Origin of the sequence: Burkholderia lata, assembly GCF_902499335.1 — a bacterium.
In the GTDB taxonomy this organism is placed as follows: Bacteria; Pseudomonadota; Gammaproteobacteria; order Burkholderiales; family Burkholderiaceae; genus Burkholderia; species Burkholderia lata_B.
This window is the reverse complement of sequence record NZ_CABVQK010000001.1, coordinates 217,475-236,936: the sequence shown is the minus strand read 5'-3', so window position 1 is coordinate 236,936 and position 19,462 is coordinate 217,475. Positions and strand designations below refer to the sequence as shown.

The following is a 19,462-nucleotide window of genomic DNA, read 5'->3' as shown; positions in this document are numbered from 1 at the left end:
AACGCGTGTTTGAATTTTTTGCGAGCCTCGCGACGGCGGTTGCACCGCGCGAGTGCGGCGGGTGTATGAATCGGTGCTACCGGGGAGCTCGGTAGCGTGCCGCGCCGCTTCGCCGGATTCCGCGAAACACCCGCCACACGGGGCTTTCGGGCCGCCACCATGGCACCGCGCGGGTCAGCGCGTATCGCTCGCGAGCCACCGCGCGCGTTCGAATCCCGCCCCGTCCGGATGCCGTTCGAACGCCGTTTTTTCCGCCTTTTCGACCGTGCCCTGTTTGGAAGCGCGCATCTACCGCGCAGCTTGCGCGTGCCGCTGCGGGCGGCCTATCTTTACATCTGTCGATGTCAAGATTTTGGCGGTGCGCGACGCGCCGCCCGGGCCCGCGCCGGCCGCGTCGAGTGACGCGCCGGGCCGCTCCGGAACCAGGAGAACGATGAACATGAAGTCAGCCGCTTCCGCCACCGCAGCCGGGATCATGCCGGTGCGCCGCGACCTGCGCTTCGACCTGCCGGTCGAACGCGCGAAGGACTGGCATGGCCTCGGGTCGCACGTGACCCATTTCTTCAACGCGTTGTCGCTGCTGTTCCCGGCCGGCGAGCGTTTCTTCATGGATTCGGTGCGCAACTACCGCGACCGGATCGACGATCCCGTGCTGAAGCAGCAGGTGCTCGGCTTCATCGGCCAGGAGGCGATGCACACGCGCGAGCACATCGAGTACAACGAGCTGATGCAGGCGAATCACCTGCCCGCGCGCAAGCTCGACAAGCGCGTGTGGACGGTGCTCGGCTACATGAAGCGCAAGCTCCCGCATTCGGTGCAGCTCGCGCATACGGTCGCGGCGGAGCACTACACGGCGATGCTTGCCGACTGGCTGCTGCGCGACCCGACGCGCCTCGACGGCTCGGTAGAGGGCTACCGCCAGATGTGGATCTGGCACGCACTCGAGGAAACCGAGCACAAGGCCGTGTCGTTCGACGTATGGAACGCCGCGATGGAACCGGGGCTGCGCCGTTACCTGATCCGCATCGGCGTGTATCTGCTGACGACGCTGACGTTCTGGCCGACCGTGTTCCTGATGCACGCGACGCTGTTGTGGCGCGATCGCGGCGCCGGCCATCACGTGCGCGGCATGCTGCGGATGATCGCGTTCCTGTACGGGCCGCGCCGCGGGCTGTTCCCGCGCATCGCCGGCGAATGGCTGAGCTTCTTCCGGCCGGGCTTCCATCCGTGGGATCACGACAACCACCACCATCTGGCGCGGGTCGACGCGCTCGCCGCCGCCTACGGCGAACACGGCGGCACGCCGGCCGGCCGCGGTCGCGCGAACGCGCCGGCACCGCTCGCATCGGGCCGCTGAAGCCGCCGATGCGCCGGCGCGCGCGGCATCGGGCCGCGCATGTTGCATTCGTGCATCAGCCGGCTTCCTCTGACGATTGACCGAAGTCAATTCGAACCGGCTGCGCGGGCGTCCGGCCGGCCGCTCGACCGGCTGCGCACGCATGCGCGGGCGGGCCGATCCTCCGTGCAGCGCATCGCCCGCGAACGCCATGCGCCAGCACCGGCGCGGCTTTGCGCGCCGCGCAGCCGCCCGTTCAGGGTTCGCGCCGCGTACGCCACCGGGATAACACCCATCTAGCCTTGCGTCGGCCGCATCGATATACCGTTCATGACAATGTCCACCTCTCGCGTGATTCGTGCGCGGGGGGATTTTATTCGGACGGAAATGCGGCCAATATGTCGGTTCTATCGAGGTCCGTCGCGTGCGACGGCGAGCCGGCGCGATACCAACGCCAAGCGGGGAACAACGATGGTTGCTAGGTCACCTGACGCAAACGGGCAAGCGGTGTCCGAGACGACGCATGTGTCCGTCACCGCGCCCGAAGACGGACGCAAGCTGTTCGTGATCATGCGTTCGCCCGACGAGCCGTTGCTTGCGCAACTGCGCGGGCTCGGCTGGGAAATCTCCGTCGCGAAGACGGCCGGCGCCGCGCAGAACATGACGTCCGGCGTGACCGTCGCCGCCGGTCTGGTCGATTTCACCGGGTTTACGTCGCGCGATTATCCCGCGCTGAAGGCGTGCCTGAGCCAGCCGGCGATCGGCTGGATTTCCATTGCGCAGGCCGGCATCACGATCGGCCCCGCCGTGCGCGAACTGATCCGCAGCTACTGCTTCGATTACGTGACCCTTCCGTTGCCCTACGAATGGATTTCGCACGTGCTCGGCCATGCGCGCGGGATGGCCGCGCTCGATCGCGTCGACGGCGCGGCCTATGCGGCGTCGATCGGCGAACACGGGATGATCGGCAACTGCGAGGCGATGCAGCAGCTGTTCAGCACGATCCGCAAGGTCGCAAAGACCGACGCGAGCGTGTTCATCTCGGGCGAGTCGGGCACCGGCAAGGAGCTGACGGCGCTCGCGATTCACGAGCGCTCCGGCCGCGGCAAGGGGCCGTTCGTCGCGATCAATTGCGGCGCGATTCCGCATCATCTGCTGCAGTCGGAACTGTTCGGCTACGAACGCGGTGCGTTCACCGGCGCGAACCAGCGGCGTGCGGGCCGGATCGAATCCGCAAACGGCGGCACGCTGTTTCTCGACGAAATCGGCGACATGCCGGTCGAAAGCCAGGCAAGTCTGCTGCGTTTCCTGCAGGAAGGGAAGATCGAGCGGCTCGGCGGGCAGGAATCGATTCCGGTCGATGTGCGGATCATCTCGGCCACCCACGTGGATCTCGACGGCGCGGTCGAGGCCGGACGCTTCCGCGCGGACCTTTATCACCGCCTGTGCGTGCTGCGCATCCACGAGCCGCCGCTGCGCGCACGCGGCAAGGACATCGACATCCTCGCGCATTACGTGCTGCAGAAGTACAAGGCCGACAGCGGCCGCAAGATCAGCGGCTTCACGTCGGCCGCGCTCGACGCGATGCGGCGCTACGAGTGGCCCGGCAACGTGCGCGAGCTGATCAACCGCGTGCGGCGCGCGATCGTGATGGCCGAGAGCAGGCTGCTGACGCCGCACGATCTCGGGCTCGACACGCCGGGCGAAACCGAGCCCGTGACGCTCGAACAGGCGCGGGCGCTCGCCGAGCGCACCGCGATCGAGAATGCGCTGCTGCGCAACGACCACCGCATCAACAAGGCCGCTGCCGAACTCGGCATATCGCGCGTGACGCTCTACCGGATGATGATCGAGCACGGGTTGAACGATCACGACAACAGCGGCGGGAACGGCGACAACGGCGGGCATGACGGCACGCCGTCCGGCGACGCAGGGCATCAGCGGGTCGGCTGAGCGGTGCACGCGCGACGCGTGAACCGGGGCGGCGATCGGTCCAGGGCCGGTGCAGCAAGAACGTGACGGGCGGCACGCACGGCACGACTACGGCGCTGCGCCACGCGCGGACAACCCGCGGCTCGCGGGCCGCCGACAGCATGTAAAGCGCATGAAACATTTCGCTTCGGCAGCCAGGCAAATTTGCGCGGCGAATCAGGGTGAGCGGCCGGCCGTCCATCGGTAAAAATGCCGTGCTCCATTGTTCAGCCTTATCCGGCAAGGCAGGGCCGCCACGTGGCCGCTGCGTGCCGTGCGCCGCGTGTTTCAGTTTCGTAACTTCCCGCCTTCCGCACCCGTTCCGGCCGCCATGCTGCCCGGTCAACCCCTTGTCCGGGCGGGCTTGCGCGAAGCTGGCCCGCTCCTTGCGAAAGTGGTCTTGCGAAAGTCGACGATGCAAGGTCCGTCCGGTTCGGCAGCGAACCCTGTCAGTACCGGCCAGGACACAGTCCGCGGGGATGCGGCGGCGGAGCGCGGCACGACAGCCGCGTTCCGGCGAGCACGGAGCGTCGTCATCTGATCGTCGGAGCACCGGCTTCGTCCGGTTGCCGGAACAACCATCAGACTGATACGGGGAAGAAAAATGAACGATCGCTACACACTGCGGCAAGCAGGCCGCGATCGCAGTGACTCGGAGCATCGCCGATCCAACGTCGTTCTCGCAGCCGGCCGGCATGCATCGACAGGCCATCTCTCCGCGCCCGGTGCGAGGCGGATCCGGCTGATTGCCGGTCATCCGCGCCGGGTCGGCACTTTCCTGCACGCGAACCCGATTCGCAAGGGCATGTGCGCACGGGCGCCGGTACCTCGACGCCCGATATTCGCCTACTGACTGAAGCAGCACGATTGCTGTTCGCGCCGGGCATTGCCCCCGCGAACGATCAATCTGCAATCCGAATGAAATGCGCAGCGTCGTGCCGCACGTACGACGGATGATGCATTCGATGTGACGGCAAACGGCATCATGCGCTCGCCGTCTGGTTGTAGGGGAGGGGCGGTCGGACGCGCGCGACGGGTGTGGCGCCCGTACGCGCGCGACGCCGTTTCAGCCGCCGTAGATGTCGAAGTCGAAGTACTTCGACGCGAGCCGCTTGTAGGTGCCGTCCTTGACCATGTCGAGGATTGCGCTGTCGATCTTCGCCTTCAGGTCGGTGTCCTCCTTGCGCAGCCCGATGCCCGCGCCGATGCCGAGCACCTTCTCGTCGACGAGCTCGGGGCCGACGAACGTGTAGTTCGCACCGCGCGACGATTTCAGGAACCCGATGGCCGCCTGCACTTCATCCTGCAGCGCCGCGTCGAGGCGGCCCGAGGTCAGGTCCGCGTACACGCCGTCCTGGTTCTGGTACGACACGACGTTCGCACCTTGCTTGCCCCAGTACGCCTTCGCGTACGTTTCCTGCGTCGTGCCCTGCTCGACGCCGATCGATTTGCCCTTCAGCGATTCGGCCGTCGGCAGCAGCGGCGAGCCCTTCTTCACGACGAGCCGCGTCGGCTGGTTGTAGATCTTCGTCGTGAAGCCGATCTGCTGCGCGCGCTGCGGCGTGATCGACATCGATGACAGCACCGCGTCGAACTTCTTCGCCTTCAGCGCCGGAATCATCCCGTCGAAATCGTTCTCGAGCCACACGCACTTCGCCTTCAGGCGCGCGCAGATCTCGTTGCCGAGGTCGATGTCGAAACCGACGAGCTTGCCGTCGGGTGCCTTCGACTCGAACGGCGCGTAGCTGGCATCGGTGCCGAAGCGGATCGTGGTCCAGTCCTTCGCGACGGCGGGGCCTGCGGATACCGCGAGCAGGGCGATCGAAACAGCGGCAATCAGTCTCTTCATGGTGCGTTCCTTGGCGGGGTGCTTCCGGTTTCTGTGCGACACGGTTTCACGGACCCGAGCCGCGTCTGCGCGCGGTGTCCGCACGGTCATTAACGCAGAAAATAAAATCCGAGTCCAGAATGGACAAAAAATATCGTTTCGTTGGAAGCAATCGCCAATCGACGGGTCTTGACCCTTGCAAAAATACGAAAATGGACTAATCTTGTTAGTAAATTCGTTTCGAGACTAACGATCATGTCACAGCCCGCCTACGAATCGCATTCCGCCCCGCCGCAGGCCTCGGTCGCGCAGATGTCGGCGGCCGGCCTGCGTGCGTTTTTCAACATCGCGCGCGACTGGGAGCTGACGATCGACGAGCAGATCGTGCTGCTCGGGTCGCCCGGCCGTTCGACGTTCTTCAAGTGGAAGTCCACGCCGGAATCGGCGCGGCTGCCGCGCGATACGCTCGAGCGGCTATCGCTGCTGCTCGGCATCTACAAGGCGCTGCAGATCCTGCTGCCGCAGCCGGCCGCGGCCGATGCGTGGGTCAAGCGGCCCAACGATGCGGCGCCGTTCGGCGGCAGGCGCGCACTCGACCGGATGCTCGCCGGCAACGTCGGCGATCTGGTCGCCGTCCGGCAATATCTCGACGCGATGCGAGGTGGCTGGGCGTGACAATGCCGATCCAAGCACAACAATGGCCCACGACCGCGGTCGACTGGGCACCCGCCTATCGCGTGATCCCCACTCGCTTTCCGGCGATCAACCTGTTCGACCGCGTGGCCTCGGCGGACGATTTCGACGCGCTTTACGCGCTCGAATCGCTGACCAACGACCGCATCCGCAACGAAGTCGGCACGCTCGACCTCGTGCCGCCCGCCGAGCGCCGCTACGGGCTGGGCTGGGGGCCGATCATGGCCGCGTTCACGCACTTGAATCCGCAGGGCAGCCGTTTCTCCGATGGCAGCTACGGCGTGTTCTACTGCGCGCGTTCGCGTGACACGGCGATCGCCGAAACGCGTTATCACAGCGCGCTGTTCCTGGCCGCGACGAGGGAGCCGCCGATGCGCCAGCAGATGCGGCTCTATACGGTGATCGCGCAAGGCGACGTGGCCGATATACGCGTGTGGCCGAAGCGCGATCCGGCGCTGCTGCATCCGCTCGATTACAGCGCCGGGCAGGCGCTCGGTCGCGCGGTGCGCAATGCCGGCGGCGCGGGCATCGTTTATCCGTCGGTGCGCGACCCGCGCGGCGAGTGCCTGGCGGCGTTCCGCACCGCGCTGCTGCGCGACTGCCATCACGCGGCGTACCTCGAATACAACTGGAACGGCTCGGCCGTCGATGCGGTGTTCGAACTGAACCAGGTCGGCTAGGGCCCGCCCACGGGCATCAGCGCCTCAGGGCAGCGGCCAGTCGCCCGAGTGGCGTTCGCGCGCTTCGGCCTGCGTCATCGACCACGTGCGCCCGGTGCGCGGCTCGGCGAGCGTGAGCCGCCCGGCCGGCGCGAACGCGCCCGTGTCGATGAACCACTGCGCGCCGATCCGCTGCGGCGCACGCACCGGCGTGTGCCCGGTGCAGGTCAGCGACAGTCCGGCCTGCCTCGCCGGATCGGCGAGCCCCTGGACGAGATCGCGGCCCCAGATCAGCCGCTCGCGCACGTCGTGCGAATAGCTGCCCGTGTCGAGATCGGCATCCGAGCCGAAGAATTCCGCGTGCAGCACGTTGAAGCGCCCGGGGCCGTCGCCGATCACGCGCACCAGCGGCAACGCGTCGACGCGCGCCGCATGCGCGTGCAACCGTTCCGGCGGCAGGTCGGCGCCCCAGTCGCCGCCGATCCCGCGCCACGCGTCGGGCGACAGCTTGCCGCGCGCCACGAGGCTCATCACTTCCTCGTGATTGCCGCGCACGACGTGGCACCACGGGCGGTCGAGCAGGTCGAGCGTGGTTTCGGAGGCAGGGCCGCGGTCGACGAGGTCGCCGACCGAAAACAGGCGGTCGCGAGCCGGATCGAAGCGGATGTCGTGCAGCAGCGCGCGCAGCACATCCACGCAGCCGTGCAGGTCGCCGACGGCGAAGTCGCGGCCAGCCGTGTTCGCCGGATGGTGGCAGAGGGGGGCGGTGGCAGTCATCCCAATATCTTAGGCGCTCGCGCCCCCATCGCCACGTCACGATGGAATGACGATAATCGGGGCAGTCCCCACCGGTGCGGCGCGGTGGGCCGTCCCGCGCGCCGGCCGAACCCTTTCCATTTGCTTTCGGAATCACACGATGACGATTTATCCGCAGGTATTACGCAACCGGCCGCGCATGGTCGCGGCGTTCGTCGCCGGCGTGCTGTGCGCGGTGCTGCTGCCTTTTTCGCTGCGTCCGACCGTGCGTGCGCTGATCGGCTGGGATTGCGCGATCTGGCTGTATCTCGTGCTGATGTGGGTGCGCATGATCACCGCGCATCATCACCAGGTGCGTGATATCGCGATCCGCGAGGATGAAAACGCGACGACCGTGCTGACCGTCGTGTGCCTCGCGACCGTCGCGAGCGTCGCCGCGATCGCGATCGAACTCGCGACCGCCAAGAGCGTCGGCTTCAGCGCGGGGCTCAGCCACTACGCGATCACGGGCGCGACGCTGTTCGGCGCATGGTTCCTGATCCCGACGATCTTCACGCTTCACTATGCGCGGCTCTATTACGGCTCGCCGAGCAAGGATCGCGCGCTGCGCTTCCCGGACCAGAACCCCGAGCCCGATTACTGGGATTTCCTGTATTTCGCGTTTACGCTCGCGGTCGCGTCGCAGACCGCCGACGTGTCGCTGACGAACCGTTCCGCGCGGCGCTCGGTGCTCGCGCAGTCGATCCTGTCGTTCTACTTCAACATGGCCGTGCTCGGGCTGTCGATCAACGTCGCGGCGGGCCTGCTGAGCTGACGCAGGCCAGGGCTACTTGAGCAGGTCGTACGGGCCGCCGCGCTCCAGCGCCCGCTGGTACGCGGGCCGCGCGTGGATCGCATCGAGGAAGCGCGCGATCGCGGGATACCGGCTGCCGCCCCCGCGCGCGGTCGCGGCTTCGAGCGGAAAGCTCATCTGGATGTCGGCTGCGCTGAACCCGTCGCCGACGAACCAGCCGGTGCGGCTCAACGTGTCGTCGAGATAGCCGAGATGCAGCGCGATCTGCGGATCGACGAAGCTCGATTGCAGCGTGTCGGCGATCTTGCGCGCGATCGGCCGTGCGAAGAACGGCATCGGCGCGTGCGCGATTCGCAGCGCGACGAGCTTGAGCAGCAGCGGCGGCATCGCCGACCCTTCCGCGTAGTGCAGCCAGTACGTGTAGCCGTGCCGCTCGGGCGTGCCGGGCGGCGGCGCGAGGCGCCCGTTGCCGTAGCGTTCGACCAGGTATTCGATGATCGCGCCCGATTCGGCGTACGTGCGGCCTTCGTCGGTGACGACCGGCGACTTGCCGAGCGGATGGATCGCACGCAACTCGGGTGGCGCGAGCATCGTTTTCGGATCGCGTTCGTAGCGCACGATCTCGTACGGCACATCCAGTTCTTCGAGCAGCCAGAGCACGCGCTGCGAGCGCGAGTTGTTCAGGTGATGGACGGTGAGCATGGCGACGCCGGAAGTGGGGGCGGGAACGACATCATACCCACCGCGTATGGCGCGCACACGAAACGCGTTGCGCGCCGTGACGGGCCGCGTCCAGCCGACCGCGTCTGGCCGACCGCCCCGATCCATCACGCGCGCCGCACCGCGATCCACGCGCCCCAGAACAGGCTCGCGAAAAAGCGCAGCGGCGCATCGAAGCCCGCCTCGCGCAGCAGGTCGAAGACGGCTTCCTCGGACGCGGGCGGATCGGCGCCCTGCAGGATCTTCGCGAGCTGCGCGCGCACCGCGTCGGGTGTCGCGCCTTTCATGCGCCAGCGCTGCTGCCATGCGTCGAGCAGGCGAGGGTGGTCCGCGTAGCGGCGATGGTTGCCGGCGAGCACGAGCGGCGCGCCGGGTTTCAGGCGCCGCGCGATCGCATGCAGCAGCGCTGCCTTCGCTTCGTCGCCGGGGACGTGATGCAGCACGCCGATCAGCGTTGCGCCGTCGAACGCGGGCGTATCGGGCAACGCATCGACACCGTCCTCGACGAACGCCGTGCGCGCGCCGAATCCCGCGGCCTCGACGTTCGAACGTGCGAGCGCGAGCATCGGCGCGGACGGGTCGACGGCCGTGAACCGCCAGCCCGGCTCGAGCGCGGCCGCCACGCAGATTTCCTGCCCCGTGCCGCCCGCGCCCGCGACGAGAATCCGTGCGTCGGGCACATCGATCGCCGACGCGAGCATGCACGCGGTGAGTTCGTGGCACGCATCGTAGCCGGCGAGCGCGATGCGGGATTGCTCGGCGTATTCGTGTGCGCGTGCGGGATCGAATTTGGCGGCGCTGGCGGGAAGCGACATGGCGGGTTCCTCGGGTCGGGCGCGGACGACGTGTCCGCGAGCATGGCGCAGAGCGTAAGCGTGCGCGGCCGGTGCAACAAGGCGAGCAGCCATTCCGGTATGGCTGCTACCTGACTCGCCGGAGCCCGCCGGATTGCGGGTTTTCCCGGGGTCGATTCGTATTTAAAAATGTCCGGGAACGATGCATCGCGGTGGCGAATCCGGCGCATACTCGTTTCTCTCCCCCCGCCTGGCCGTCGCATGCCGGGCCCCGATGCGCCGCGCCCCGCTGGCGCGGCCATGCCGCTCGGCACGCACGAGGAGCGCATGATGTCCGATTGTCCGCACGATCCGTATGCGCAGCACCACATCCACTGCTTGCCGTTCGGCGCACAGCCCTGTGGCGCGCTCTGCGCGACGCCGCGCACGCACTTTCGCGTGTGGGCGCCGGGCAGCACGCAGGTCCAGCTCGAACTCGATACCGGCTTCGGCCCGTTGTTCGTCCCGATGACGGCGGCCGGCACGAACTGGTTCGAAGTCTTTGCCGATTGTGGTGCGGGTGCGCTTTACCGCTATCGCCTCGACGATACGGTATCGATTCCCGATCCCGCGTCGCGCTCGCAACCCGAAGGGCTCAACGGCCCGAGCGAGGTCGTCGATCCGCGCGCGTTCACGTGGCGCAACACGTTCTGGCACGGGCGCGCATGGGAAGACATCGCGCTCTATGCGATTCGCCCGCACGCGGTGGGCGGCTTCGACGGCGTGCGCCGGCGCCTGCCGCAACTCGCGCGCCTCGGCGTGACCGCGCTGGAGCTGCTCGCGTCGCCGCACGACAGCCTGCCGTTCGCGCCGCTCGCGGTCGAAGGCGGCCCCGACGCGCTGAAGGCGCTAATCGACGATGCCCACGGCTACGGCCTTGCGGTGCTGCTCGAGCTCGACTATGCGCGCTTCGGCAGCGGCACCGATGCGCTGCGCCACTACGCGGCGCCGTTCTTCCATACGCGCGACGATCCGCTGCAGGCGCCGCCGCTCGCGCTCGATCATCCGGAAGTCTGCGATTTCTTCTGCGACAACGCGTTGTACTGGATCGACGAATACCGTTGCGACGGGCTGCGCCTGCGCGAAGCCGACCGGATCGGTGTGTCGTGGCTGCGCGAGATCGCGGATCGCGTGCGCGCGGCCGTGCCGGCCGACCGGTTCATCCATCTCGTACTTGGCAGCGAGCGACATCCGGCGCATCTTGCCGACACCCATTTCGATGCACAGTGGAACGGGTGCGGCGAACGCGCGCTGCACCGGCTGACGGGGCGCGACACGTCGGCCCACGAAGGCATTTCCACGCACCAGTCGATCCACACGCTCGCCCGCGCGCTGACCGCGGCCGGTGCCGCGTTCCAGCCGGCCGGGTCGGGAGAAGGCATGGTTGCCGACAGCGGGCTGTCGTTGACGTCGCTGGTGCTGTCCGATGGCGCGTGGCGCGACAGCGGGCAGGGCGACCACGGGCAGGAGGCCGGTCTGGCCGCACTTGCGCTGTCGCTGCTCACGCCGCAGATTCCGTTGATCTTCGACGAAACCGCGCGCGACATCGATCGCGCGCATTTCGTGCAGTCGGCACTTGCGGTGCGCGCGAAGCTGATCGCACCGCGGCTGTCCGATTGCCGGCCGCAGGATGCGCGTGCGCTGAAGTCGGACGGCGACGGCGATGCCGACGCGCTGCTCGCGTCATGGCGGCTCGCCGACGACGAGACGCTGACGATTGCGTTGAACCTGTCGCCCGAGGCGCTGCCGTTCGACGCACCGAAAGGGCGAGTCGTGTTCGAGACGCCGGCGCGTGCGCGCGACCGGGTCGATGAAGGGGTGTTGCCGCCGTATGCGCTCGTTGCGTGGCTGACGGGTGACGTCAACCGCTATGCGCTCACGCACGATGCGCGTCGCATCGATGACGGCACGTGGCGCGGAATGCGTCCGAACCTGAACGCATGACGATGTGAGCGCTTGAGAGTCCGAGAGGCCGGGCGCATTCGCGCCCGGCTGCCCCGCAGGAAATCCCGAACTACCAGAACCCGCGAATGCCCGCGATGCCGTATGCGCGGTGGCGGCGTGCATCGTCGAGGTGCGTGCGCGTCATGCCGCCGAGCGCGAAGACGGGCATCGCGGCTTCGGCGGCCAGCGTTTCGAACAGCGCCCAGCCGAGCGTCGGCGCACCGGGATGGCTGAGCGTCGGCAACACGGGTGACAGCGTGACGAAATCCGCGCCGGCGTGAGCGGCCAGCAGCAGGTCGTCGCGCGTGTGACAGGCGGCGGACACCCATCTTCCGGCCGGCAATGGCCGCTGCGCGGCGGTGCGCAATGCGGTGCCGTCGAGATGCCAGCCGGCGCCGTCGAGCCGCATCACGCCGGCCGCATCGATCGGGCCGTTCAGCATCAGGTGTGCGCCGGCCGCGTCGCAGCGCGCGAGCGCTTCGGCGGCGAGTGAAACGAACGCGCCTGCGTCGAACGATTTCACGCGCAGTTGCACGAGCGTCTCGCCGCGCGCGAGCACGGCCGACAGCCGGTCGAGGAACGCCGCGCAATCGGCCGCCGACGCGGACGCCGGTTCCGGCGTGATCACGCAGCAGCGCGGCAGCGCGGCGTTCATCGCGTGCGGCGAAGCGCGGCCGTCATTCGTCGGCCTCTTTCGCGATCTTCGGGTAGACGCGCACGAGCACGATGCGCGGCCCGTTCATCTTCTTCACGACGACGTCGAAGCGGTCGAACGACACGCGCTGCCCTTCGGTCGGCAGGTCGCTGAGCGCCTGGATCACGAGGCCGCCGACCGATTCCGCGCGACCTTCGTCGATGTCGATGCCGAGCGCCTGCTCGAGCGACACGACGGGCAGGCTGCCCTTGCCCATCAGCGTGCCGTCGTCGAGGCGGCTCCAGTCGGCGTCGCCCTGGCGGAACTCGTCGTGGATCTGGCCGACCAGCGCGCCGAGCAGGTTGTCGAGCGTCAGGAAGCCGATCGGCTTCTCGCCCTTGTTGCCGACCAGCGCGAAGTGCGGCGCGCCCTTGCGGAAGCGGCGGAACAGGTCGAGCGCCGGCGTGTCGGGCCTCACGTACTGCACGGGGCGCACGTAGTCGGACAGGTCTTCGAGCGCCGCGCCCGCGTGACGTGCGAGCAGCAGGTCCTTCAGGTGGATCAGCCCGCTCACCTGCTCGCGCGATGCATCCTCGAACAGCGGATAGCGGCTGAAGCGGTGGCGCGCGACGATTTCCATGTTGTCCGGCAGCGGCAGGTCGCGGCGCAGCCCGATCATTTCATGGGCCGGCCGCATCAGGTCCGACACGGTCATCGACGAAAAATCGAGCGAATGCGCGAGCGTATTCCACTCGTCGTTGCTGTACGTGCCGCGAGCCGGCTGGGCCGGATTGCCGGCCGTGCTGCGGCGGCTGCGCAGGATCAGCTTCAGCTCGTCGGTCGAATAGTGGGCGTCGCCGCCGTGGTCGGCGGACAGCCCCGCGAGCCGCAGCACCGCGTTGGCGCTGTTGTTGAGCACCCAGATCGCCGGATACATCGCCCAGTAGAACGCGTAGAGCGGCAGCGCGACCCACAGGCCGACCTTCTCCGACTGGCGGATCGCCATCGATTTCGGCGCCAGCTCGCCGACGACGATGTGCAGGAACGAGATCAGCGAGAACGCGAACACGAGCGAGATCAGGTGCACGACGCGTTCGGACTGCACGCCGATCAGGTCGAGCAGCGGGCCGAGCAGTTGTGCGAAGGCCGGTTCGCCGACCCAGCCGAGGCCGAGCGACGCGAGCGTGATGCCGAGCTGGCACGCGGAAAGATACGCGTCGAGGCGGCCGTGCACGATGCCGAGGATGCGGCCGCGCAGGCCGTGCTTGCGGGCCAGTGTCTTGACGCGCGTGGCGCGCAGTTTGACGAGGCCGAATTCGGCCGCGACGAAGAACCCGTTCAGGGCCACCAGGAACAACGCGCCGATGAGCGCGAAGATCTGTAACAAAGAATCACTCCGGTTATGACAGGCCCATCAGTATAGAGCCAGAAAGGAATTTGTAATGTATCAGGCGGCCGATTGCTTACACCGGCGCCTCGCAGGGGACGGAGAAGGTGAGGGTGGCGGTTGCGCCATCGGCGAACGCGTCGTGCGAGAAACTGCCGCCGTGTGCGAGCGCGACGCGCTGGCAAAGCGCGAGGATCCAGGCGATCCGCTTGGCGTCGCGCTCGCGCAGCAGCTCGCGCCGTGCGAACGATTCGAACGCGTGCGGCTGCGCGGGATCGGCGAGTGCGCCGGCGTTGACGGTGCAGGTGGCGCGTGCGGTGAACTGCACGCCGTCGCGTGCGCACACGAACGCCACGCGGCCGCCAGCGGCGCTCGCTTCGACGGCCGCCGTCAGCATCGTCCACAGCGCCTGAGCAATGCGTTCGCGGTCGGTGGTCAACGACGGTTCGCCGTCCGGCAGCGTCGCGTCGAGCGCGACCTGCCGTGCGTCGGCGAGCGCGAAACGGACCAGCGCGATCGTGTCGTCGAGCAGCGCGCGCAGCGCGAACGGCTGCGGCTCGAGGGCGAGCGTGCGCGAATCCGCGCGCGGCGCGTCGAGCACGTTGTCGATCAGCGCGACCTGCTGGTCGATGCCCGTGCGGATGCCCGCGAGCGCGCGCTGCAGGTTCGGATCGGCGTTGGCGAGCTGGCGCTCGAGCACATACGCCCAGCTATGCATGGCGTTCAGCGGGCTGCGCAGGTCGTGCGACGCGGTGGAGAGCGCCTGGTCGCGCAGGAACAGCGCCGCCTGGGTGGCGTAATGCGCTGCGCGTTCGCGCAGCAGGTCGGCGGCGGGATCGACGGAAGTGGACGTCACGGAGCTGGCCTGTCGGAAGCGGTTGGCGTGGAAGTCACGCGAACCGCCATTATAGGGACGGTGCGTGTCACGCCGGCAGCGCGTCCTCGTCCTTTTTCCGGGCGTCCCCGTTCGGCAGCAGCTGGCACGCGAGCAGGCCGGCCAGCATCAGCGCGCAGCCGATGAGCGCGCGCAGCGTCAGCGTTTCGCCGAGCGCGGCCCAGCCGGCGATCGCCGCGAACACGCCTTCCATGCTGAAGATCACGGCCGCGTGCGCCGGTGCCGCGTCGCGTTGTGCGACGACCTGCAGCGTATAGCCGACGCCGACCGACAGCAGGCCGCCATACAGCAGCGTCGGCAGTGCGTTGCGCAGCATCGCGCCGCTGACCGGCTCGATGACGAGGCCGACCGCGAGGCACGCCGCGCCGCATACGACGAACTGCAGGAACGCGAGCACGAGCGGATTGTGGCGCTTCGCGAAATGGCCGACGGCCATCACGTGCGCGGCGATGATCACGGCGCCGGCGAGCTGGAACCAGTCGCCGTACAGCACCGAGAAGTGCTCGTTGATGCTGAGGAAATACAGGCCGATCGCCGCGAGCAGCGCGCCGAACCACGTGCCCGGGCCGATCCGGTGACGTGCGAACACGCCCATCAGCGGCACGATCACGACGTACAGCGAGCTGATGAAGCCCGCGTTGGCGATGCGCGTGTACTGCAGGCCGATCTGCTGCAGCGAAATCGATACCGCCAGCAGCCCGCCGAGCGCGAGGCCCGGCAGCAGCAGCTTCGGTTCACGGCGGATCGCCGCGAGTTGCGTGCGCGACGCCGTGTTCAGCATCAGCAGCGGCACCAGCACCAGCGCGCCGAGCAGGAAGCGGAGCCCCGTGAACAGGAACGGCCCGATCACGTCGAGGCTCAGGCGTTGCGCGACGAAAGCCGAGCCCCAGATCGCGGCGGCGGCGAGCATCAGCAGGTTGGCACGGAGGTGCTTGCGGGCGTCGGATTTCATTGGAATTCTTCTGGAGATTGCGGGCGGCGTAATCCGCTAGTTTACGCCGAGATTGCAAGGCTGTCGGCAAACCTGCGCAATGCAGCGCCGGCGCGTGCGTCGCGCACGCGCGAATACAGCACGACCTGCGACAGCGGCAGCGGCGGAAGCCCGAACTTTGCGCCGACGTCGACCAGCGTGCGCGGCGCGACCCGCCGCGCGAGCGGGCAGACGGCGAGCCCCGCGGCAGCGGCGGCCGTGACCGCCGCCACGCCGCCGCCCGTAAAGCGCTCCCGCCACGGCCGCCCCGCATGGTCGAGCGCGCGCAGCGCGGCGGCCCGCACGCCGCACGGGCCGGCCAGCACCGCGAGCGGCAGCGGTTCGCCCGCGCGCGGCACCCAGTCCGGTGCGGCGAGCCAGGCCAGCGGTTCGGAAAACAGCAGCGTGCCGTCTTCGCGCGGCGGGTCTTCGCCCGGCTCGTGCCGCACGATCACCGCATCGAACCGGCGTTCGTCGTATTGCGCGAGCAGGTTCGTCGACGTTCCGAGATGCATTTCGAGCGACAACCCCGGATCCTGCCGATGCAGGCTCGTGAGCACGGCCGGCAGGTCGGGCACCGCGACATGCTCGCTGACGCCGAGCGACAGCCGGTGCGTGCCGGCCGAGATCGCGCCGAGCGCGTGATCGTGCGCGTCGAGCAGCGCGCGGGCGGCCGGCAGGAAATTCTCGCCGTCGGCGGCCAGCTTGATGACACGTGGCGTGCGCGCGAGCAGCGGCTTGCCGAGGTGTGCCTCCAGCCGCTTCAGCTTCAGGCTGACGGCCGACTGCGTGGTGCCGAGCGCATCGGCGGCGCGTGTGAAGCTGGCGAGATCGGCGACCAGCACGAACGCGCGTACAGCATCGAGATCAAGGACTTTCATTTCAGATGTAAATAGATGAAATATCTATCGATGACTGTTCATTATAGTTCGGCGAGCCTAACCTGACGCTGTGTTTTCGTTCTTCAACGCCAACTTCACCGACAGGAGCAGGACCATGCCATTCACCCGTATCGCAGTCCGCGAAGGCAAACCGGCCGCCTACCGCGCGGCGCTCGTCGACGGCGTGCATCGCGCGCTGATGCATACGTTCAACGTGCCCGAGGACGACATCTTCATGGTCGTCACCGAGCATGCGGCCGAGAACTTCGTGTTCGGTCGCCATTACCTCGATATCGAGCGCAGCGACGATCTCGTGATGATCCAGATCACCGCGAACAACACACGCACGCTCGAGCAGAAACGGGCGCTGTACCGGGCGATTGCGGACAACCTCGCGCAGCAGCCCGGCGTGCGGCAGCAGGACGTATTCATCAGTCTTGTCGAGGTGCTGAAGGAGGACTGGTCGTTCGGCAACGGCCTCGCGCAATACGCCGTTTGACCTGCGACAGCACGACAGGGCCAGATCGTCGCCCGCGAGTTTTGGCGACGTGTACTATGGAAGCAGCTTCACGGACGACGCCGGCGCGGTCGATGCGCCGGCGATTCTTCATGTGCAGGAGCCTCCATGTCGCGTGTGCTGGAAATCGTGTTGTCGCTGTCACTGGAAGGGTGGCCGGTCAAGGCCGCAAGTCGCGCCCGCGGCGCGCAGCGTGATTTCGGCGCCGAACTCGTGCGCGCATGGCGGATCTGCCCGCAGGTCCGGATGCGCCGCGGCCATGAGCGCGTGACGATCGAGCCGTGCCAGATCGAGGAGGCCGAGCCGAGCCCCGGCGCAAGCTGGTGGACGTGGGTCGAGTCGAATGCGCACGGCAGGCGGGTCGTCGCATCGCGCACGAAGGCGTTTGCGCCAGGTGTCACGGCGCGCGAACTGTTCGACGCGGAGCATGCGGGCATCGTCGTCGCGATGCCGCTGCCCGTACCCGAGGCGGCCGTCGCAGCCGAGGCCGTCGTCGCGACAGGGGAAATCGACGGCACCGCGCCGGATTCGGCCGGGCGCCCGGAGGAGGTCGCTACCCAGCCGGAATCGTCCGCGTTGCGCCTCGTCAGCGAACGGCGGCGCGGGCGCTGGGCCGACGACAGCGGTGTCGTGGTCGAGATGACGCTCGACGACGTCACGCTGCATCACGGTAGCGAGCCGCCGCGCCGCTATGTCGAGCTGCGTCTCACCGCACCCGACTGGGAAACCTTGCCCGCGCGCACGGCCGCGCTGCACGCGCTGTTTGCCGCGGCGCGCGAATTGAGCGGCGCGTGGCCCGCATTCGCGCAGCTGACGAGCGTGATCGATCGCGCATGTGCGGCCGAGCCGGCCGCCGACGGGCCCGTCAAGGCAAAGCTCGTCGACCTGGCCGGCGTGCGCACGCAGCGCGCCGCGCTGTTCGCGCTGTCCGGCGACATCACCGCGCAATGGCTCGGCAACGAAGGCGGCGTGCTCGAGCACGACGATCCCGAATTCGTGCACCAGATGCGTGTCGCGCTGCGCCGCCTGCGCACGCTGATGCGTTTCTTCCCGATCTTTGCCGACCGCCAGTGGCGGGACACGCTCGGTGTCGACCTGCGCTGGCTTGCCTCGCTGCTCGGCACGGTGCGCGACTGGGACGTGTTCGCGACCGAAAGCCTGCCCGCGCTGATCGCGGCCGACGGTGGCGACGGCGAGTGGAACGGCACGCTCGATGCCGCGCGCGCGCAGTGCACGGCTGCGCGGGTCGAGCTGCGGCAGGCGCTGCATTCGGCCCGCTATGCAAGGCTGACGCTCGGCTGGCTCGAATGGCTGGGCTCGCTTGCGCTGCCGTCCGCCGAAGACGGCGACGCACCGTCGCTGCGGCGCCACGCGACGAAGCGCGTGCGGCGGCTGTTCGGTCATCTCTACGCGTCGCCGTCGCTCACGTCGCTCGACACGGCCGCGCGCCATCAGGTGCGGATCGATGCGAAGCGGCTGCGCTATGCGCTCGAATTCTTCGCGTCGCTGGCGTCGCGCCGCACGCGCACCGAGACGGTCAAGACGCTCACGCGCGTGCAGAGCGTGCTCGGCGAAGCGAACGACACGATGGTCGCGCTGCATCACCTCGAAAAACTCGCGGCGCCGCCGTACCAGCTCGGTTTCGTGCGCGGCTACGGCGCGGCGCTCGAGCAGCGCGCGGCGCGCGACGCTGAGACGCTGCTGGCCAGCCTGCGGCCGCCGAAGCTCGACGGCAAGCCGAGTTGACCGGCACGCGCTGACTATAATGGCCGCCCGATTCCGGCACGTATCCCGATGACCGACACACCGCATTCTTCCCCGTCCACCGAACCGCTCGAACTGGGCGGCGAGCTGTGGCTGCGCGCCGGCGAGCAGACGCTCGGCGGCGCCGCGCGTATCGCACTGCTCGCGGCGATCGGCGACACCGGTTCGATCACGCGTGCGGCGAAGGCCGTCGGCCTCAGCTACAAGGCCGCATGGGATGCGGTCGACACGATGAACAATCTTGCCGGCGAACCGCTCGTCGCGCGTTCGACGGGCGGCAAGGGCGGCGGCGGTACGACGCTGACGCCGCGCGCGACGTCGCTGATCGCCGCGTTCCGCACGATCGAGCGCGAGCATCGCCGGTTCATCGAGGCCGCGAGCGCGGCCGTGTCCGGGTTCGACGTCGACTGGGCGTTGATCGGCCGGATCGGGATGAAGACCAGCGCGCGCAACCAGTTGTTCGGCAAGGTCGCATCGATCGTGCGCGGTACCGTCAACGACGAGGTCACGCTCACGCTGCCCGGCGGACAGCCGATCGTTGCCGTGCTGACGCACGAGAGCGCCGATGCGCTCGGCCTGCAGGTTGGCGCGGACGCCTGCGCGCTGGTGAAGGCGTCGTGGGTCGTGCTCGCGGTCGACGATGGCGAGCCCGAGTTGAAGGTGTCCGCGCGGAATCAACTGCGCGGCAGCGTGGAAACCGTCGCGGCGGGCGCGGTGAACAGCGAGGTGACACTGGCGCTCGACGGCGGCGGGACGCTGACGGCCGTCGTCACCAACGACAGCGTCGCTGCGCTGCAGCTCGACGCCGGCCGGCCGGCGATCGCGCTGTTCAAGGCGTCGAGCGTGATTCTTGCGGTGACGGGGTGACGAAGCAGGTAGGG

The 19,462-nt window shown here is 68.3% G+C and carries 18 protein-coding genes; 9 read left to right on the top strand and 9 right to left on the bottom strand.

Annotated elements, in window-relative coordinates; genetic code table 11:
• Window positions 1-439 precede the first annotated feature (439 nt).
• The gene (locus BCO18175_RS01105) at window positions 440-1,357 is read left to right on the top strand and encodes a metal-dependent hydrolase (protein WP_174979001.1); all 918 of its coding nucleotides are present in this window, start codon (window positions 440-442) and stop codon (window positions 1,355-1,357) included.
• 450 nt (window positions 1,358-1,807) lie between these two features.
• Window positions 1,808-3,289, top strand: a complete 1,482-nt coding sequence (locus BCO18175_RS01100) for a sigma-54 dependent transcriptional regulator (RefSeq protein ID WP_174979571.1) — start codon at window positions 1,808-1,810, stop codon at window positions 3,287-3,289.
• 1,084 nt (window positions 3,290-4,373) lie between these two features.
• Here the strand turns inward: BCO18175_RS01100 and BCO18175_RS01095 are convergent.
• Window positions 4,374-5,156: an ABC transporter substrate-binding protein gene (locus tag BCO18175_RS01095; protein ID WP_174979000.1), complete on the bottom strand. Its 783-nt coding sequence runs from the start codon at window positions 5,154-5,156 to the stop codon at window positions 4,374-4,376.
• Between the two features lie 234 nt (window positions 5,157-5,390).
• Between BCO18175_RS01095 and BCO18175_RS01090 the strand changes: the two genes are divergently transcribed.
• Both BCO18175_RS01090 and BCO18175_RS01085 read left to right on the top strand, forming a co-directional pair.
• The gene (locus BCO18175_RS01090; protein ID WP_174919053.1) at window positions 5,391-5,810 is read left to right on the top strand and encodes an MbcA/ParS/Xre antitoxin family protein; all 420 of its coding nucleotides are present in this window, start codon (window positions 5,391-5,393) and stop codon (window positions 5,808-5,810) included.
• Window positions 5,811-5,812: 2 nt separating this feature from the next.
• Window positions 5,813-6,508: an RES family NAD+ phosphorylase gene (locus BCO18175_RS01085; protein ID WP_174919057.1), complete on the top strand. Its 696-nt coding sequence runs from the start codon at window positions 5,813-5,815 to the stop codon at window positions 6,506-6,508.
• Window positions 6,509-6,532: 24 nt separating this feature from the next.
• Here BCO18175_RS01085 and BCO18175_RS01080 read toward each other — a convergent pair whose 3' ends face one another.
• The gene (locus BCO18175_RS01080; protein WP_174978999.1) at window positions 6,533-7,264 is read right to left on the bottom strand and encodes a metallophosphoesterase; all 732 of its coding nucleotides are present in this window, start codon (window positions 7,262-7,264) and stop codon (window positions 6,533-6,535) included.
• A gap of 139 nt (window positions 7,265-7,403) precedes the next feature.
• On the opposite strand from BCO18175_RS01080, the gene BCO18175_RS01075 reads away from it, so the two are divergent.
• The gene (locus BCO18175_RS01075; protein WP_174978998.1) at window positions 7,404-8,057 is read left to right on the top strand and encodes a DUF1345 domain-containing protein; all 654 of its coding nucleotides are present in this window, start codon (window positions 7,404-7,406) and stop codon (window positions 8,055-8,057) included.
• 12 nt (window positions 8,058-8,069) lie between these two features.
• On the opposite strand, the gene BCO18175_RS01070 is transcribed toward BCO18175_RS01075, so the two are convergent.
• A complete protein-coding gene (locus BCO18175_RS01070; protein WP_174978997.1) occupies window positions 8,070-8,738 on the bottom strand; it encodes a glutathione S-transferase in 669 nt (222 codons plus the stop codon).
• Window positions 8,739-8,863: 125 nt separating this feature from the next.
• Window positions 8,864-9,571, bottom strand: a complete 708-nt coding sequence (locus BCO18175_RS01065; protein ID WP_174978996.1) for a class I SAM-dependent methyltransferase — start codon at window positions 9,569-9,571, stop codon at window positions 8,864-8,866.
• Between the two features lie 309 nt (window positions 9,572-9,880).
• Here BCO18175_RS01065 and BCO18175_RS01060 point away from each other — a divergent pair, with 309 nt between their 5' ends.
• Window positions 9,881-11,533, top strand: a complete 1,653-nt coding sequence (locus BCO18175_RS01060; protein ID WP_174979569.1) for a DUF3459 domain-containing protein — start codon at window positions 9,881-9,883, stop codon at window positions 11,531-11,533.
• A 70-nt stretch (window positions 11,534-11,603) separates the two neighbouring features.
• Here the strand turns inward: BCO18175_RS01060 and BCO18175_RS01055 are convergent, their stop codons facing one another.
• The 5 genes from BCO18175_RS01055 to BCO18175_RS01035 form a co-directional block, all read right to left on the bottom strand.
• Window positions 11,604-12,188, bottom strand: coding sequence for a thiamine phosphate synthase (locus BCO18175_RS01055; protein WP_174978995.1), 585 nt, complete (start codon window positions 12,186-12,188; stop codon window positions 11,604-11,606).
• Window positions 12,189-12,210: 22 nt separating this feature from the next.
• Window positions 12,211-13,554: a hemolysin family protein gene (locus BCO18175_RS01050; protein ID WP_174919047.1), complete on the bottom strand. Its 1,344-nt coding sequence runs from the start codon at window positions 13,552-13,554 to the stop codon at window positions 12,211-12,213.
• A 76-nt stretch (window positions 13,555-13,630) separates the two neighbouring features.
• Window positions 13,631-14,410, bottom strand: coding sequence for a sensor histidine kinase (locus tag BCO18175_RS01045; protein ID WP_174978994.1), 780 nt, complete (start codon window positions 14,408-14,410; stop codon window positions 13,631-13,633).
• Between the two features lie 67 nt (window positions 14,411-14,477).
• On the bottom strand, window positions 14,478-15,401 hold the full coding sequence (locus BCO18175_RS01040; RefSeq protein WP_174978993.1) for a DMT family transporter: 924 nt from the start codon (window positions 15,399-15,401) through the stop codon (window positions 14,478-14,480).
• 41 nt (window positions 15,402-15,442) lie between these two features.
• The gene (locus tag BCO18175_RS01035) at window positions 15,443-16,300 is read right to left on the bottom strand and encodes a LysR family transcriptional regulator (protein ID WP_174978992.1); all 858 of its coding nucleotides are present in this window, start codon (window positions 16,298-16,300) and stop codon (window positions 15,443-15,445) included.
• Between the two features lie 115 nt (window positions 16,301-16,415).
• Here BCO18175_RS01035 and BCO18175_RS01030 point away from each other — a divergent pair, with 115 nt between their 5' ends.
• The 3 genes from BCO18175_RS01030 (at window position 16,416) to BCO18175_RS01020 (ending at window position 19,448) form a co-directional block, all read left to right on the top strand.
• On the top strand, window positions 16,416-16,799 hold the full coding sequence (locus BCO18175_RS01030) for a tautomerase family protein (protein ID WP_011355834.1): 384 nt from the start codon (window positions 16,416-16,418) through the stop codon (window positions 16,797-16,799).
• Window positions 16,800-16,925: 126 nt separating this feature from the next.
• Complete coding sequence (locus tag BCO18175_RS01025; protein ID WP_174978991.1) at window positions 16,926-18,563, top strand: CHAD domain-containing protein; 1,638 nt, start codon at window positions 16,926-16,928, stop codon at window positions 18,561-18,563.
• Between the two features lie 48 nt (window positions 18,564-18,611).
• On the top strand, window positions 18,612-19,448 hold the full coding sequence (locus BCO18175_RS01020) for a TOBE domain-containing protein (RefSeq protein WP_174978990.1): 837 nt from the start codon (window positions 18,612-18,614) through the stop codon (window positions 19,446-19,448).
• The last annotated feature ends 14 nt before the right edge of the window (window positions 19,449-19,462 follow it).

Bases quoted from the DNA above. Each gene is read 5' to 3' on its own strand.
- BCO18175_RS01105 (WP_174979001.1), top strand. From the start codon at position 440: ATGAAGTCAGCCGCTTCCGCCACCGCAGCCGGGATCATGCCGGTGCGC.
- BCO18175_RS01100 (WP_174979571.1), top strand. From the start codon at position 1,808: ATGGTTGCTAGGTCACCTGACGCAAACGGGCAAGCGGTGTCCGAGACG.
- BCO18175_RS01095 (WP_174979000.1), bottom strand. From the start codon at position 5,156: ATGAAGAGACTGATTGCCGCTGTTTCGATCGCCCTGCTCGCGGTATCC.
- BCO18175_RS01090 (WP_174919053.1), top strand. From the start codon at position 5,391: ATGTCACAGCCCGCCTACGAATCGCATTCCGCCCCGCCGCAGGCCTCG.
- BCO18175_RS01085 (WP_174919057.1), top strand. From the start codon at position 5,813: ATGCCGATCCAAGCACAACAATGGCCCACGACCGCGGTCGACTGGGCA.
- BCO18175_RS01080 (WP_174978999.1), bottom strand. From the start codon at position 7,264: ATGACTGCCACCGCCCCCCTCTGCCACCATCCGGCGAACACGGCTGGC.
- BCO18175_RS01075 (WP_174978998.1), top strand. From the start codon at position 7,404: ATGACGATTTATCCGCAGGTATTACGCAACCGGCCGCGCATGGTCGCG.
- BCO18175_RS01070 (WP_174978997.1), bottom strand. From the start codon at position 8,738: ATGCTCACCGTCCATCACCTGAACAACTCGCGCTCGCAGCGCGTGCTC.
- BCO18175_RS01065 (WP_174978996.1), bottom strand. From the start codon at position 9,571: ATGTCGCTTCCCGCCAGCGCCGCCAAATTCGATCCCGCACGCGCACAC.
- BCO18175_RS01060 (WP_174979569.1), top strand. From the start codon at position 9,881: ATGTCCGATTGTCCGCACGATCCGTATGCGCAGCACCACATCCACTGC.
- BCO18175_RS01055 (WP_174978995.1), bottom strand. From the start codon at position 12,188: ATGAACGCCGCGCTGCCGCGCTGCTGCGTGATCACGCCGGAACCGGCG.
- BCO18175_RS01040 (WP_174978993.1), bottom strand. From the start codon at position 15,401: ATGAAATCCGACGCCCGCAAGCACCTCCGTGCCAACCTGCTGATGCTC.
- BCO18175_RS01035 (WP_174978992.1), bottom strand. From the start codon at position 16,300: ATGAAAGTCCTTGATCTCGATGCTGTACGCGCGTTCGTGCTGGTCGCC.
- BCO18175_RS01030 (WP_011355834.1), top strand. From the start codon at position 16,416: ATGCCATTCACCCGTATCGCAGTCCGCGAAGGCAAACCGGCCGCCTAC.
- BCO18175_RS01025 (WP_174978991.1), top strand. From the start codon at position 16,926: ATGTCGCGTGTGCTGGAAATCGTGTTGTCGCTGTCACTGGAAGGGTGG.
- BCO18175_RS01020 (WP_174978990.1), top strand. From the start codon at position 18,612: ATGACCGACACACCGCATTCTTCCCCGTCCACCGAACCGCTCGAACTG.